The sequence below is a fragment of the Arthrobacter sp. KBS0702 genome, assembly GCF_005937985.2.
Taxonomy (GTDB): Bacteria; Actinomycetota; Actinomycetes; order Actinomycetales; family Micrococcaceae; genus Arthrobacter.
In genome coordinates this window covers 2,191,950-2,205,159 of the sequence record NZ_CP042172.1, presented here as the reverse complement: position 1 = coordinate 2,205,159, position 13,210 = coordinate 2,191,950, and the positions used below count along the sequence as shown (strand labels likewise).

Here is a 13,210-nt window from a genome sequence, read left to right as displayed (position 1 = left end):
CCCGTCCGTGGGCTCATGCGTGGAAGTACATGTCCATCCCTGGGTGCCAGCGATGGGCATGTCCATCCCTGGGTGCCAGCGATGGGCATGTCCGTCCGTGGGCTAGGGCCGGGAAGGGCATGTCCCGTTCCGGGTGGCCAGGCTCAAGCGGCTAGGCTGAAAGCGACGCCCAAACCGCGGCCCAGCGCCGCCGACCCTCATGAGGAGCACTTCCTTGGGATTTACTGAAATCTTCGTCGCCACCCATGACGCCGCCCTCAAGCGCGCGGCAGCCCTCGACGGCGGCGCCGCTGCCGCCCCCGGCGCCGTCCGCATTCCGGAGATCAGCGACTTCGAAGTGGAGCGGCTGGGCGACCTTGCCGGCGCCGCCGTGCACGCCAAGGGGGCCGACTATGAACTGGCCATGGTGGACGTGGCCAGCGACTCGCTCCTGGGCGCGCCGGCCGCCATGGTCCGGGCGCTGGCCGAGCTGCTCAGCTACGAGACGGAAGGCGAGGGCGACGTCCTGGCCGACGTCGCCGAGAGCTGGGCCGCCGAGGAGGATATGCCCTTCGGAGCCGAACAGGCTGCCATCTACGTCCGGCAGCTTGCCGAGCTTGCCGCCGGCATCGACCCCGCCACGAAGGCCGGACTCTACGTCTGGACGTCCTGACACCGGGGCCAACGGCGCCCAAACACACCGGCAGCGGGTGTCAAGTCGAAATCCGCGCGGTGATCTGGCACAATGAACAGGTACTCGATCTGCGTGGCCCCTCTCTCCGCGTCCGGATCCTGTCCTTTAGAACCCCCTAGTACGGCCCGCCCCACGGGTGCAGAACGCCGGGCTCGACCCCGTTTCAGAAACAGGAGTGACCACAAAAGTGGCCGTAAAGATTCGCCTTAAGCGCTTCGGTAAGATGCGCGCACCGTACTACCGCATCGTCGTCATGGACGCACGCTCCAAGCGTGATGGCCGTGCCATCGAAGAGATCGGCAAGTACCACCCGACCGAAGAGCCCTCGTACATCGAGGTCGACACGGACCGTGCCCAGTACTGGCTCGGCGTCGGCGCTCAGCCGTCCGAGCAGGTTGCCGCGATCCTCAAGATCACCGGTGACTGGCAGAAGTTCAAGGGTCTCCCGGGCCAGGAGGGCACCTTGAAGACCAAGGCTCCCAAGGAAGCCTTCGTCACCCCGGAAAAGGGTTCCGTGATCATCCCGGAAGCCATCACCAAGAAGGCCAAGAAGGACGACGCAGCCGAGGCCCCCGCCGACGCCGAAGCAGAGACCACCGAGGCTGAGTAAATTGCTGGCAGAAGCGCTCGAACACCTGGTCCGCGGGATTGTTGACAGTCCCGAGGACGTCAAGGTCAGTGCGAAGAACAACCGCCGCGGGGACACCCTCGAGGTGCGCGTTCATCAGGACGACCTCGGACGGGTGATCGGACGCCAGGGCCGCACCGCACGCGCACTGCGCAGCGTGGTGGCGGCGCTGGCCGACGGCGAACCGGTCAGGGTCGACGTCGTCGACACCGACCGCCGCCGGTAGCGCGACCAGCATTACTTGATCTTTAGTCCGGCCCCTCCACCAGCTTATGGTGGAGGGGCCGGACTGTTTTGCGCAGTAAACGCACCAACAAACCCAAGACTTCAAGAGAACCCGAACAGAGGAACAGATGCAGCTTCAGGTGGCACGAATCGGCAAGCCCCACGGCATCCGCGGCGAGGTGACCGTCCAGGTGCTCACGGATGCGCCCGGTGACCGCTTTGTTCCCGGCACGCAGTTCGTGGTGGAGCCGGCCTCGGCCGGCCCGCTGACCGTGGAGAGCGCCCGCTGGAACAAGGACATCCTGCTGCTGGCCTTCGAGGAAGTGGAGACCCGCAACGAGGCGGAAGCCCTCCGCGGTGCGAAGCTCTTCATCGAGACCGAGGAACTGGACGAGGACGACGACGAGGGCTGGTACGAGCACGAGCTCGTGGGCCTTGACGTCCGGGTCGGCGACGCGGTGGTCGGCAAGGTATCCGGGCTGCACACCATGCCAGTCCAGGACCTGCTGGTGGTGACCGACCAGGCCGGCAAGGAAATCCTGATTCCGTTCGTGGAACAGATTGTCCCCGAGGTCAACGTCGCCGAAAAGTACGTCCTCGTCACCCCGCCGGCCGGCCTCTTCGAGGTCAACACGGACGCCGGCGAGACCCCGGACGACGGCGCCGGCGAGACCCCGGACGACGGCGACGCCGACGGCGACGATGACAAGAACGCGGCACCCGGCGCGGCGGACCGCGCCTGACATGCGGATCGACGTCGTCAGCATCTTCCCCGAGTACCTGGCACCGCTGGAGCTGTCCCTCATCGGAAAGGCGCGCCAGGACGGACTGCTGGAACTCAACATCCATGACCTCCGTGACTTCACCACGGACCGGCACCGCACGGTGGACGACACCCCGTACGGCGGCGGCGCCGGCATGGTGATGAAGCCGGAGCCCTGGGCCCAGGCCCTGACCGCGGTGGCCGAGGCCGGCCCGAAAGCGCCTGGGGCGGACGCTGCCCGCAAGCCCGTGCTGATTGTGCCGTCCCCGGCGGGGGAGCGCTTCAGCCAGGCGATCGCCCACGAACTCGCGGAAGAGGACCAGCTGGTCTTTGCCTGCGGACGCTACGAGGGCATCGACGAGCGCGTCCTGGAATGGGCCGCGGAGCACTTCACCGTCCGGCCCATGAGCCTCGGCGACTATGTGCTGAACGGCGGTGAGGTGGCAGTGCTGGCCATGGTCGAGGCCGTCGGGCGGCTGCTGCCCGGCGTCGTCGGCAACCCCGAATCGCTCGTGGAAGAATCCCACTCCGACGGCCTGCTTGAGTACCCCGTGTACACCAAACCCTCCAGCTGGCGGGAACGGGACGTTCCGGCGGTGCTGCTGAGCGGCAACCACGGCAAGATTGCGCAGTGGCGGCGGCACGAGCAATACCGGCGCACCGCCGAGCGCCGCCCGGACCTGCTGGAGGCGTTCGACGCCGGGAAGCTGCCCCGCGCGGACCGCACCGCTTTCGGGGAACTCGGGTACGACGTCGTCGACGGCCGGCTCCGGCGCCGCCCGGACGCCTGAGCCGGGCCGCGCCGCCGATCCCGACCGGCCGATTCACCAAAACGAACCGGAATGTGGCAAAATTAGTCCTTGTGCCTGCTGGGTGCGAACCTGCCACAGGGGGAGCGTCACCAACAGCGCGGCACCCCGGCGCCGTCAAGTCCTGACGGGGCCGGAACGACAAAACTTTCGGCGGGAATTTCCGGTGCTCTGCGTCCGGGCTTGGCCGCCGTGACCCAACGTGAATGACCTGTGGCGTTCACCAGGAGTGGATCAATGCATATCCTCGATTCCGTAGACGCAGCCTCGCTGCGCAGCGATGTTCCCGAGTTCCGCGCGGGTGACACCATCAAGGTGCACGTGAACATCATCGAAGGCAAGAACTCCCGTGTCCAGGTCTTCCAGGGCTTCGTCCTGGGCCGCCAGGGCGACGGCGTCCGCGAAACCTTCACCGTCCGCAAGGTCTCCTTCGGCGTCGGCGTGGAGCGTACCTTCCCGGTGCACTCCCCGATCATCGACAAGATCGAGCTCGTCTCCAAGGGTGACGTGCGCCGCGCCAAGCTTTACTACATGCGTGCACTGCGCGGTAAGGCTGCGAAGATCAAGGAAAAGCGCGACTTCCAGACCGCCAAGTAAGTCCTCCGGACTTCCCAGCGGATCCACGGAGCATCCAGGCACGCGCCCGGATCGTCCGCCACTGCGCCGTTCAACTGAGAAAAGCGTTAGAGGACACGGATCATGGAACAGACAAAACGCCAGCCCAGGAAACTGGGCTGGCGTTTTGTGCTTCTGGGCCTGGTCCTCGCCGTCGCCATCAGCGGACTGGTCCGTTCGCTCTGGCTTGACGTCTATTTCATCCCGTCGGCGTCGATGGAGCCGCTGCTCCGCGACGGGGACCGGATCGTGGTTTCCCGAACCGGCTTCGCGACCGAACCGGTGCGGCGCGGCGACGTCGTCGTCTTTGACGGCCGGGGTTCGTTCGCCCCGCTGAGCAGCGGCAAAGGCCCGGCCGCCGACTTCCTCGCCGCCGCGGGCCACTGGCTGGGCCTGACCGGCAGCGACACCACCTATGTCAAACGCGTCATCGGGCTGCCCGGTGATCACGTGGTGTGCTGCGACGCGAAGGGCAGGCTCACAGTAAACGGCCAGCCAGTTGAGGAACCCTATGTGTATGAGGGCGACGCCCCGAGCCAGCTGAAGTTCAGCGTGTTGGTCCCGGATGGCAGGCTCTGGCTGATGGGGGACCACCGCTCCAAGTCGGCCGATTCCCGCAGCCTGCTGGGTGCTCCCGGCGGCGGAATGGTCCCGGTGGACCGCGTGATCGGCCGGCCGGTACAGATCCTCTGGCCGCTTGATAGATTTGCAGCAATACCGCGGCCCACCGAGGCCGCCACAACGATGAAGAACGGACAGTAGATGCCCGAGACCGGACCCCGGACACCTGATCAGGGGAACGACGAGCCCCGGGTGACCTCTTCGCCCATCCCGGGCGCCGACCACCCGACGACGCAGCTTCCGGCCGCGCCGCGCCCCCGGCACGCCCCGAAGCCGGTGCTGCCCGAGCGTGCCGAGGACCTCCCGCAGACCGGCCCCTCGCACGCGGGTCCGTCGTCGGCGCGCGCCCGGCGTGCGAAGGCCCGGGAAGGCCGCAGCCCCGCGTTCCTCTGGCTCAAGGAAGTTGCCACCGTGGTGGTGATCGCCGTCGTGCTGTCCTTCCTGATCAAGACCTTCCTGTTCCGGGCTTTCTACATCCCGTCCGAATCGATGATGAACACCCTGGACGTCAACGACCGGATCTTCGTCAACCTGCTGGTGCCGGAGCCGATCGCCATGCAGCGCGGCGACGTCGTCGTCTTCCGGGACACCAAGGGCTGGCTGGTGCCGACGTCGACCAAGCCGGCCGGGCCGTTCACCGGCGTGCAGGACGCGCTGACCTTCGTGGGCCTGCTGCCGGACAACTCCGAACAGCACCTCGTCAAGCGCGTCATCGGCCTTCCCGGCGACCACGTCGTCTGCTGCGACGGCAGCGGCCGCCTCAGCGTCAACGGCCAGCCGCTGGACGAGAAGTACATCAACAGCGCCGAGGTCCCGCAGGTGCGCAACTTCGACGTTGTGGTGCCCGCGGGCAAGGTCTGGGTGATGGGAGACAACCGGAACCACTCCGCCGACTCCCGCGCCCACATGGAAAGCAATGGCGGCTTCATCGACGTGGCCGACATTGAGGGCAAAGCCGCCGTGATCGCGTGGCCGCTGAACCGGATCACGGCCCTGGACAACTACCCGGACGTTTTCCGCGGCGTCCCGGCGGCGGGGAAGTAAGGGCAGCAGCCGTGTCCGAAGCCCCAACCCTTGACTACGAGCGCCGCTTCCGGGGCTCCGGCGCGCGGCTGCTCGCCGGGATCGACGAGGTGGGCCGTGGCGCCCTGGCCGGGCCCGTGAGCGTCGGGATCGCCGTCGTGGATCTGGACCGGCAGGAGCTGCTCGCCGATGTGCGGGACAGCAAGCTGCTCAAGGTGGCGGACCGGGAGCGGCTGGAGCCGTTGGTGCGCAGCTGGAGCGTCGCCTCAGCGGTGGGGCACGCCTCCGCCGCCGAAATCGACGCGCTCGGTATCATCGGCGCGCTCCGGCTGGCCGGAAACCGTGCCTGGTTCTCGGTGCTGGCCACCGGTGTGACGCCGGACGTGGTGCTGCTGGACGGCAGCCACAACTGGCTCTCGCCCGTGGCACAGGCCTCGCTGTTCGACCCCGACCCCGACGACGCCGGCCCGGAGGGTCCCGGCTGTGACGCGCCGGTCCACACCCTGGTCAAGGCGGACATGCAGTGCCTCAGTGTGGCCGCGGCATCGGTCCTGGCCAAGGTCGAACGCGACCGCCAAATGACGGCCCTGCACACCGAGTACCCGGCCTTCGGCTGGAACGAAAACAAGGGCTACGGCACCGCCGCGCACAAGGACGCGCTCCGCGCCGCCGGTCCCACACCGTACCACCGGGTGAGCTGGCAGCTGCTCGGCGACTGAGCCGTGGCGCGCGCCCGGCGCCCAATGGTGCAAGATGGAACCATGAGTGCCGAGGACCTTGAAAACTATGAAACCGACATGGAGCTGCAGCTCTACCGCGAATACCGCGACGTCGTCGGGCTGTTCAGCTATGTGGTCGAGACCGAGCGGCGTTTCTACCTGGCCAACCACGTGGACCTGCAGGCGCGCAGCGCCGACGGCGAGGTCTACTTCGACCTGACCCTGCAGGACGCCTGGGTCTGGGACGTGTACCGCTCCGCCCGGTTCGTCAAGAGCGTCCGCGTCATCACCTTCAAGGACGTCAACGTCGAAGAGCTCCCGCGCAGCGAGGAGCTCGCCCTGCCCAAGGTGGAGGGCCTGGGGAACTGATTCCGGGCCTTGAGCCGCCTGGGTACCGGAAAGTTACCCACATAGCCAAAGTTCCGTCCGCGTCCTGGCCGCACGGCGCCGCACGCTGGAGGCATGAGAGCTAAGGACGTGCTGGGCCGGCGCGGTGAGGAACTTGCCGCGGGCTTCCTCGAGGCCCAGGGCATGCGGATCGTGGACCGGAACTGGCGCTGCCCCGAGGGCGAGATCGATATTGTGGCGCTCGACGGCGACGCCCTGGTCATCGCAGAGGTCAAGACCCGCAAATCCCTGGCCTACGGACACCCTTTCGAAGCCGTGGGCGTGGATAAGCTGGCCCGCCTGCACCGACTGGCCTCCGCGTGGTGCCGGGACCACGAGCTGCGGATGCCGCTGCTCCGTGTGGACGTCATCGCTGTGCTCGACGACGGCACCGGCGGTCCGGCCATCGAACACCTCAAAGGGGTGGGGTAGATGGCGCTGGGCCGGACTTATTCTGTGGCGCTGGTGGGGCTGAACGGCTACATCGTCGAGGTCGAGGCGGACATCGGCCAGACCCTTCCCGCTTTTGTCATCCTCGGCCTGCCGGATGCCTCGCTCAACGAGGCGAAGGAACGGATCCGTTCGGCGGCGCAGAATTCCGGCATCCCGCTCAGCCGCCGCAAGATCACCGCGAACCTGATCCCGGCTTCCTTGCCCAAGCGCGGGTCCGGCTTCGACCTGTCGATCGCCATGGCGGTGCTGCTGGCCGCCAACGACATCCGACCCACCGGCCGGAACGTCTTCATCGCGGAACTGGGCTTGGACGGCCGGCTTCGTCCCGTCCGCGGCATCCTTCCCGCCGTTATGGCCGCCGTCCAAGCCGGGTACCCCGACGTGGTGGTGGCCCAAGCCAACGCAGCCGAAGCCGAACTGGTGCCCGGCGCCCAGGTCCGGGGCTACCGGACCTTGGCCCGGCTGGCCTTCGACTTCGGCGCCGACCCGCAGGACCTCGCGCTCGACTTCGAGCCGATGGACGAGGAGCCGGAGGACGCCGGCGGGACCTCCGCGGCACCCCTGGCGCCGGATATGTGCGACGTCTCGGGCCAGGGAGAGGGCCGCCGGGCACTGGAAGTGGCCGCCGCCGGAGCCCACCACGTGCTCCTGACCGGGCCGCCGGGGGCAGGCAAGACGATGCTGGCCGAGCGCCTGCCCGGCCTGCTCCCGGACCTTGGCGACCGGGAGGCCATGGAAGTGACGGCCATCCATTCGCTGAGCTCGCTCACGTCCGCGTCCGTCACGCTGCTGCGCCGGCCGCCCTACGAAAACCCGCACCACACCGCTACCGCAGCCGCCATCATCGGCGGCGGCTCGGGACTGCCCCGGCCGGGTGCGGCTTCCAGGGCGCACCGGGGCGTGCTCTTCCTGGACGAAGCCCCCGAGTACGAGCGACGGGTCCTCGACGCGCTCCGGCAGCCGCTGGAAAGCGGTGAACTGGTCATCCACCGCTCCGCCGGCACGGCCGCCTACCCGGCCCGCTTCCAACTTGTCCTCGCTGCCAACCCGTGCCCCTGCGGCAAAGCCTCCGGCAAGGGGGTGGACTGCACCTGCACGCCGATGATGCGGCGCCGCTACCTCGCCCGGATGTCGGGGCCGCTGCTGGACCGGGTCGACATCCAGTTGGAGGTCGAACGAGTAGCGCTGGCGGACTTCGGCCAGCCCCGTGCCGAGGAGGCAACGGCGGACATCGCCGCCCGGGTGCGGGCCGCCCGGGAGCGCCAGCTGGAGCGGCTGCGTCCACTCGGTCTGGAAACCAACTCGCAGGTCCCGGGACGGGTGCTTCGTGGCCCGCTGCGCCTGCCCGGGCCGACAACCCGGATCCTCGACCACGCGCTGGAACGCGGCGCCCTGACGGCCCGTGGCTACGACCGCGTGCTGCGCCTCGCCTGGACCCTGACGGACCTCGCGGGCAGCGACGGGCCCGACGCGGACCACATCGGCCAGGCGCTGGGCCTCCGTCAGGCCACAGCAGCCGCGGCCTGACCGCCCCGACTCCGTCCCGGCGTAACCCCGACCCCGTCCCGTGAAGGGAACCACAGCGTGAAGAGAAAGCAGCACCATGACAGAGAACGAACGGACGGCCCGCGCCGCCCTGTCCCGGCTCCTGGAGCCCCAGGACGCAGCCGGACTGGCACTGGTCCAAGTCGCCGGGGCGGAGGACGCCCTGAGGATCGCCACCGGACAACTGGCAGCCGGGCCCGGGTTGGAACAGGAACTGTCCCGGGTACTGGAGGAGAACAGCGCCGGAGGCGGTTGGACGGGCCTGGGCATGGCCCTCAAGCGCTGGGCGCCGCGGATTCCCGACCTGGCGCCTGAACGTGACCTGGCGACCCTGCGGCGCCTTGGCGGCCGTCTGCTCATCCCGGCGGATAAACTGTGGCCTCGCCAGCTCGCCGACCTGGGGCTGCAGGAACCCCTCTGCCTCTGGTGGCGCGGCATGGAACAAGAACTGCCGGCGCTGAACAAGGCCGTCGCGCTGGTGGGATCCCGGGACAGCACCTCCTACGGTTCCGCCGTCACGGGCGACCTCGCCTACGCGCTGGCCCAACGCGGATTCACGATCGTTTCCGGGGGAGCCTACGGCATCGACGCCCACGCCCACCGGGCCGCGTTGGCCGGCGCCGCCGGGGGACTGCCAACCATCGCCGTCATGGCCGGGGGAGTGGACCGGTTCTATCCTGCCGGCAATGAGGACCTGCTCAGGACGGTCGCCAATCAAGGCGCGGTGTTGGCGGAGGTCCCGCCGGGCTCGGCGCCCACACGGTACCGCTTCCTGCAGCGCAACAGGCTAATAGCCGCGCTGGCCGCCGTTACGGTGGTGGTGGAGGCGCGGTGGAGGTCCGGCGCGCTCAACACCGCCCACCACGCCGAAACGCTGGGACGGGCCGTCGGGGCCGTTCCCGGTTCGGTTCACAGTGCCAACTCGGCCGGCTGCCACCGCCTGTTGCGCGAGGGCGGGGCGGTCTGCGTCACGGACGCCGCCGAGATCGCGGAACTCGCCGCACCCAGCGGCGACTTCCTGCCGGAGCCACAGTCCGGCCGGGTAGCGGCCCACGACGGGCTCACCCTCGAAGACCTGATCCTGCTCGATGCCCTCCCGCTGCGGATCACGAGTACCGTCGAAAAGCTCGCCACGGTCGCCGGGCTCAGCCCGGAGTCAGTGCGGGCGGGCCTCGGCCGGCTCGGACTGCTGGGTCTGGCGGAAACCCGCCACGGCGGCTGGAAACGAACCCCCGCAGCGGGATGAGGGTGGGTACAAGCGCTGCGGCGCAGGGACACGGGAGCGGCCGCCGATTGGTCACGGCCCACCCCCGAGCAAACCCCAGCTTCGCCGCACCCCCACGGAGGCTCGGCGGCGCGCCGCCGGGCTACGCCGGTACCGGACCAATTACTGGGAGAGTTGGAGGGTGTCATCCCAGCAACTTCCCGCAGCGCTCGCTGAGGCCGCCCACGGTTTCGGCCGGTACCTGGAAGCGGAACGTGGCCGCTCGGCCCACACCGTGCGCGCCTACCTCTCAGACGTCGGCAGCCTGCTCGCGCACGCGGTCTCGGAAAACGCGGAGGACCTCGCCGACCTCGAACTCGGTACCCTGCGCCGCTGGCTCGGTGCCCAGAGCGAGTCGGGCATGTCCCGCGCCACGCTGGCCCGGCGCGCCGCCACCGCCCGGGCCTTCACCGCCTGGGCCGTCCGCGAGGAACTCATCACGGCGGACCCCGCGCTGCGGCTGAAGGCCCCGAAGCGGGAAAAGTCGCTGCCCGGCGTGCTGCAACAGGGGCAGGTCCAGCGGCTCGTGGCCGAGGCGGAATCGGCCGCCGCTGAGGGCGAGCCGATGGCCTTGCGCAACCGCGCGATGCTGGAACTGCTCTATGCCACCGGCGTCCGGGTCGGGGAACTCGCCGGCCTGGACGTCGACGACCTTGACCCGGACCGTCGGACCCTGCGCGTGCTCGGCAAGGGCAACAAGGAACGGACCGTTCCCTACGGCCTCCCGGCGGCGCTCGCCGTCGATGACTGGCTGCGCCGCGGACGCCCGGCCCTGGCCGCGGCCGGATCGGGACCCGCACTCTTCCTGGGCGCCCGCGGCAAGCGGGTGGACCAGCGGCAGGTCCGCAGCGTCGTGAAGGGCCTCCTCGACGGCCTGGGCGACACCTCGGCGACGGGCCCGCACGCGCTGCGGCACTCGGCGGCGACGCACCTGCTCGACGGCGGGGCGGACCTCCGGGCCGTGCAGGAAATCCTCGGCCACAGCAGCCTGGCGACCACCCAGATCTACACCCACGTCTCGGTCGACAGGCTCCGGCAAAGCTACCAGCAGGCCCATCCGCGCGCCTGAACGTTCGGCCGGATACGCGTCGCCGGGCCCGGGGCGAGGCATCATTCCGGCACCCGGCTCGGCACGCCCGCAGGCCCCGACAGGCCAAAACGGCGCGCCGGAAACGACGCGCGGAATTGCACTGGCGTAATTAGTCGGCGTACGGCAGAATAAGACTCACGCCCGGCAACTTTCAAGTGGTGCTTGAAGCTCTTGAGCATCGTTTCACCACTTGAGGTCCGGACCTATTTTTTGCATATTGTGGTTTTGAAGAAACTGAATAGTCTGGCAGGGGCAGCCGCCCCGCACGCGGATTCACGCAGCAGACAGGCATCCAGGCAGAGGTCGTTGGGGAAGACGTACCTATAGCTATGGAGGATGGAATGTCTGTTGCACTAACCCGCGGTGTCCTGTTCGTTCACTCGGCCCCGACCGCCCTGTGCCCCCACGTTGAGTGGGCCATTGGGTCTGTCGTGGACAAGCGGACGGACCTTGAGTGGACTGCCCAGCCCGCCGCGCCCGGAATGTTCAGGGCCGAGCTGTCGTGGACCGGAACGCCGGGCACGGGGGCTCAATTGGCGTCTGCGCTCCGCGGCTGGGCGCACCTGCGCTACGAGGTCACCGAAGAGCCCAGCCAGGGCGTCGACGGCGGCCGCTGGTCGCACACCCCCGAGCTCGGCATCTTCCACGCCGTCACGGACGTACACGGCAACATCATGGTCTCCGAGGACCGCATCCGCTACGCCTACGAATCAGGCGCCGGCGACCCCTCCGCGGTCTACCACGAGCTCTCCCTGGCACTCGGCGAGGCCTGGGACGAGGAACTCGAGCCCTTCCGGCACGCCGCCGAAGGCGCCCCCGTGCGCTGGCTCCACCAGGTCGGCTAATCCTCCCCGCTGAACCTCCGGCGCAGGACCGCAAGACACTCCATAGCAACGCCAAACGACAGATGGCGGCAATGTTCACGAGGAACATTGCCGCCATCTGTCATTTTGGCGTTGCGGACCCGGAGGCCCGGGTGGCGTTAGATGCTGCGGACGGCGATGACGGCGTTGTGGCCGCCGAAGCCGAAGGAGTTGCTCAGCGCCACGATGCTTCCGCCGGGCAATGCGCGCTCGGAGGTGACGACGTCGAGCGGGATCTCGGGATCCTGGTTCTCGAGGTTGATCGTCACGGGCGCCTTGCGCTCATGCACGGCCAGCACGGTCAGCACGGCCTCCACAGCACCGGAGGCACCCAGCAGGTGCCCCATCTGGGACTTGGTGGCCGAGACCGCCACGTCGTCCACATGCTTGCCGAGGGCGGCCTTGAGGGCGGTGTACTCGGGCTTGTCGCCGACCGGGGTGGACGTGGCGTGGGCGTTGACGTGCACGACGTCCTCGGCCTGGATCCGGCCGTCGAACATGGCCGCCTTCAGCGCACGGGTGGCGCCGAGGCCCTCCGGATCCGGGGCAGTGATGTGGTAGGCGTCGGCGGTCACGGAGGTGCCGGCGAGTTCGGCGTAGATCCTGGCGCCGCGGGCGATCGCGTGCTCCTCGGCCTCGAGGACGAGGGCGCCGGCGCCTTCACCCATGACGAAGCCGTCACGGTCGCGGTCGTAGGGCCGTGAGGCGTGCTCGGGATCGTCGTTGCGGCGCGAGAGGGCCTGCATCGAGGAGAAGGCGGCAATCGGCATCGGGTGGATGGCGGCTTCCGCGCCGCCGCAGACGACGACGTCGGCCTTCCCGGAACGGATCAGGTCCAGTCCCATGTGCACGGCTTCGGTGCCGGAGGCGCAGGCGGAGACGGGGGTGTGGGCGCCGGCGCGGGCGCCCAGGTCGAGGCTGACCGCGGCCGCGACGCCGTTGGGCATCAGCATCGGCACGGTCATCGGCAGGACGCGGCGCGGGCCCTTTTCGCGCAGGGTGTCCCAGGCGTTCAGGAGGGTCCAGACGCCGCCGATGCCGGTCGCGAAGGCGACGGCGAGGCGGTCGTGGTCGACCTCGGTGATGTTGGCGTCGGCCCAGGCTTCGCGGGCGGCGATGACGCCGAACTGCGTGGACGGATCCATCCGCTTGGCCTCGACGCGGCTCAGCACCTCAAGGGCGGGGGTGGAGGCGCGCGCCGCGAAGTGCACGGGCAGCTCGTATTTGGCTACCCAGTCGTCCTCAAGCGTGTGCGCCCCGGAGACGCCCTTCAGCGCGTTCTTCCACATCGTGGGGACATCGCCGCCAATGGGTGTGGTGGCACCCAGACCGGTAATGACTACTTTGCGTGCCATGGGATCACTCTCTGTCGGTGCGCCTGCCGTGTCCGGAACCCGTGAGGGCGGCCGGGGCCTGCGTGGGGAAAACTCGGTGGTCGTGCTGTAAGGAACTCAGCGGTCATGCAAGAAAGGCGTCTAGCGGTGTGTTCCGGTCCGGGGCGCCGACGGAGGCGCCCCGGACCGGCCACAGCT

The 13,210-nt window shown here is 68.9% G+C and carries 16 protein-coding genes; 15 read left to right on the top strand and 1 reads right to left on the bottom strand.

Going from position 1 to position 13,210, the window contains the following annotated elements; all coding sequences use genetic code 11:
- Positions 1-214 precede the first annotated feature (214 nt).
- The 15 genes from FFF93_RS10150 to FFF93_RS10080 all read left to right on the top strand — a co-directional run bounded on the left by FFF93_RS10150 (position 215) and on the right by FFF93_RS10080 (position 11,660).
- Entirely contained in the window at positions 215-652 is a 438-nt protein-coding gene (locus FFF93_RS10150; protein WP_186372135.1) for a hypothetical protein, read from the top strand.
- Between the two features lie 208 nt (positions 653-860).
- Positions 861-1,283, top strand: a complete 423-nt coding sequence (gene rpsP, locus FFF93_RS10145; RefSeq protein ID WP_138769023.1) for a 30S ribosomal protein S16 — start codon at positions 861-863, stop codon at positions 1,281-1,283.
- A gap of 1 nt (position 1,284) precedes the next feature.
- A complete protein-coding gene (locus FFF93_RS10140; RefSeq protein WP_138769024.1) occupies positions 1,285-1,527 on the top strand; it encodes an RNA-binding protein in 243 nt (80 codons plus the stop codon).
- 127 nt (positions 1,528-1,654) lie between these two features.
- On the top strand, positions 1,655-2,269 hold the full coding sequence (gene rimM / locus FFF93_RS10135; RefSeq protein ID WP_138769025.1) for a ribosome maturation factor RimM: 615 nt from the start codon (positions 1,655-1,657) through the stop codon (positions 2,267-2,269).
- A 1-nt stretch (position 2,270) separates the two neighbouring features.
- On the top strand, positions 2,271-3,080 hold the full coding sequence (gene trmD / locus FFF93_RS10130) for a tRNA (guanosine(37)-N1)-methyltransferase TrmD (protein ID WP_138770435.1): 810 nt from the start codon (positions 2,271-2,273) through the stop codon (positions 3,078-3,080).
- 255 nt (positions 3,081-3,335) lie between these two features.
- Complete coding sequence (rplS, locus tag FFF93_RS10125) at positions 3,336-3,695, top strand: 50S ribosomal protein L19 (protein ID WP_090953186.1); 360 nt, start codon at positions 3,336-3,338, stop codon at positions 3,693-3,695.
- A gap of 102 nt (positions 3,696-3,797) precedes the next feature.
- Positions 3,798-4,475: a signal peptidase I gene (lepB, locus tag FFF93_RS10120; RefSeq protein WP_138769026.1), complete on the top strand. Its 678-nt coding sequence runs from the start codon at positions 3,798-3,800 to the stop codon at positions 4,473-4,475.
- A 51-nt stretch (positions 4,476-4,526) separates the two neighbouring features.
- On the top strand, positions 4,527-5,378 hold the full coding sequence (gene lepB, locus FFF93_RS10115) for a signal peptidase I (RefSeq protein WP_261375066.1): 852 nt from the start codon (positions 4,527-4,529) through the stop codon (positions 5,376-5,378).
- A gap of 11 nt (positions 5,379-5,389) precedes the next feature.
- Positions 5,390-6,076 carry a ribonuclease HII gene (locus FFF93_RS10110; protein ID WP_138769027.1) on the top strand — a complete coding sequence of 229 codons (687 nt, stop codon included), beginning with the start codon at positions 5,390-5,392 and terminating at the stop codon, positions 6,074-6,076.
- Between the two features lie 42 nt (positions 6,077-6,118).
- Positions 6,119-6,445, top strand: coding sequence for a DUF2469 domain-containing protein (locus FFF93_RS10105; RefSeq protein ID WP_056426737.1), 327 nt, complete (start codon positions 6,119-6,121; stop codon positions 6,443-6,445).
- Between the two features lie 93 nt (positions 6,446-6,538).
- Positions 6,539-6,895 (top strand): YraN family protein, encoded by a 357-nt coding sequence (locus FFF93_RS10100; protein ID WP_138769028.1) that lies wholly within the window; start codon positions 6,539-6,541, stop codon positions 6,893-6,895.
- Positions 6,896-8,443 (top strand): YifB family Mg chelatase-like AAA ATPase, encoded by a 1,548-nt coding sequence (locus tag FFF93_RS10095; protein WP_138769029.1) that lies wholly within the window; start codon positions 6,896-6,898, stop codon positions 8,441-8,443.
- Between the two features lie 76 nt (positions 8,444-8,519).
- Positions 8,520-9,707, top strand: coding sequence for a DNA-processing protein DprA (gene dprA / locus FFF93_RS10090; RefSeq protein ID WP_138769030.1), 1,188 nt, complete (start codon positions 8,520-8,522; stop codon positions 9,705-9,707).
- A gap of 160 nt (positions 9,708-9,867) precedes the next feature.
- A complete protein-coding gene (locus FFF93_RS10085; RefSeq protein WP_138769031.1) occupies positions 9,868-10,794 on the top strand; it encodes a tyrosine recombinase XerC in 927 nt (308 codons plus the stop codon).
- Between the two features lie 362 nt (positions 10,795-11,156).
- Positions 11,157-11,660 (top strand): DUF3145 domain-containing protein, encoded by a 504-nt coding sequence (locus tag FFF93_RS10080; RefSeq protein WP_136322385.1) that lies wholly within the window; start codon positions 11,157-11,159, stop codon positions 11,658-11,660.
- Positions 11,661-11,797: 137 nt separating this feature from the next.
- On the opposite strand, the gene fabF is transcribed toward FFF93_RS10080, so the two are convergent.
- On the bottom strand, positions 11,798-13,033 hold the full coding sequence (fabF, locus tag FFF93_RS10075; RefSeq protein WP_138769032.1) for a beta-ketoacyl-ACP synthase II: 1,236 nt from the start codon (positions 13,031-13,033) through the stop codon (positions 11,798-11,800).
- Positions 13,034-13,210 lie beyond the last annotated feature (177 nt).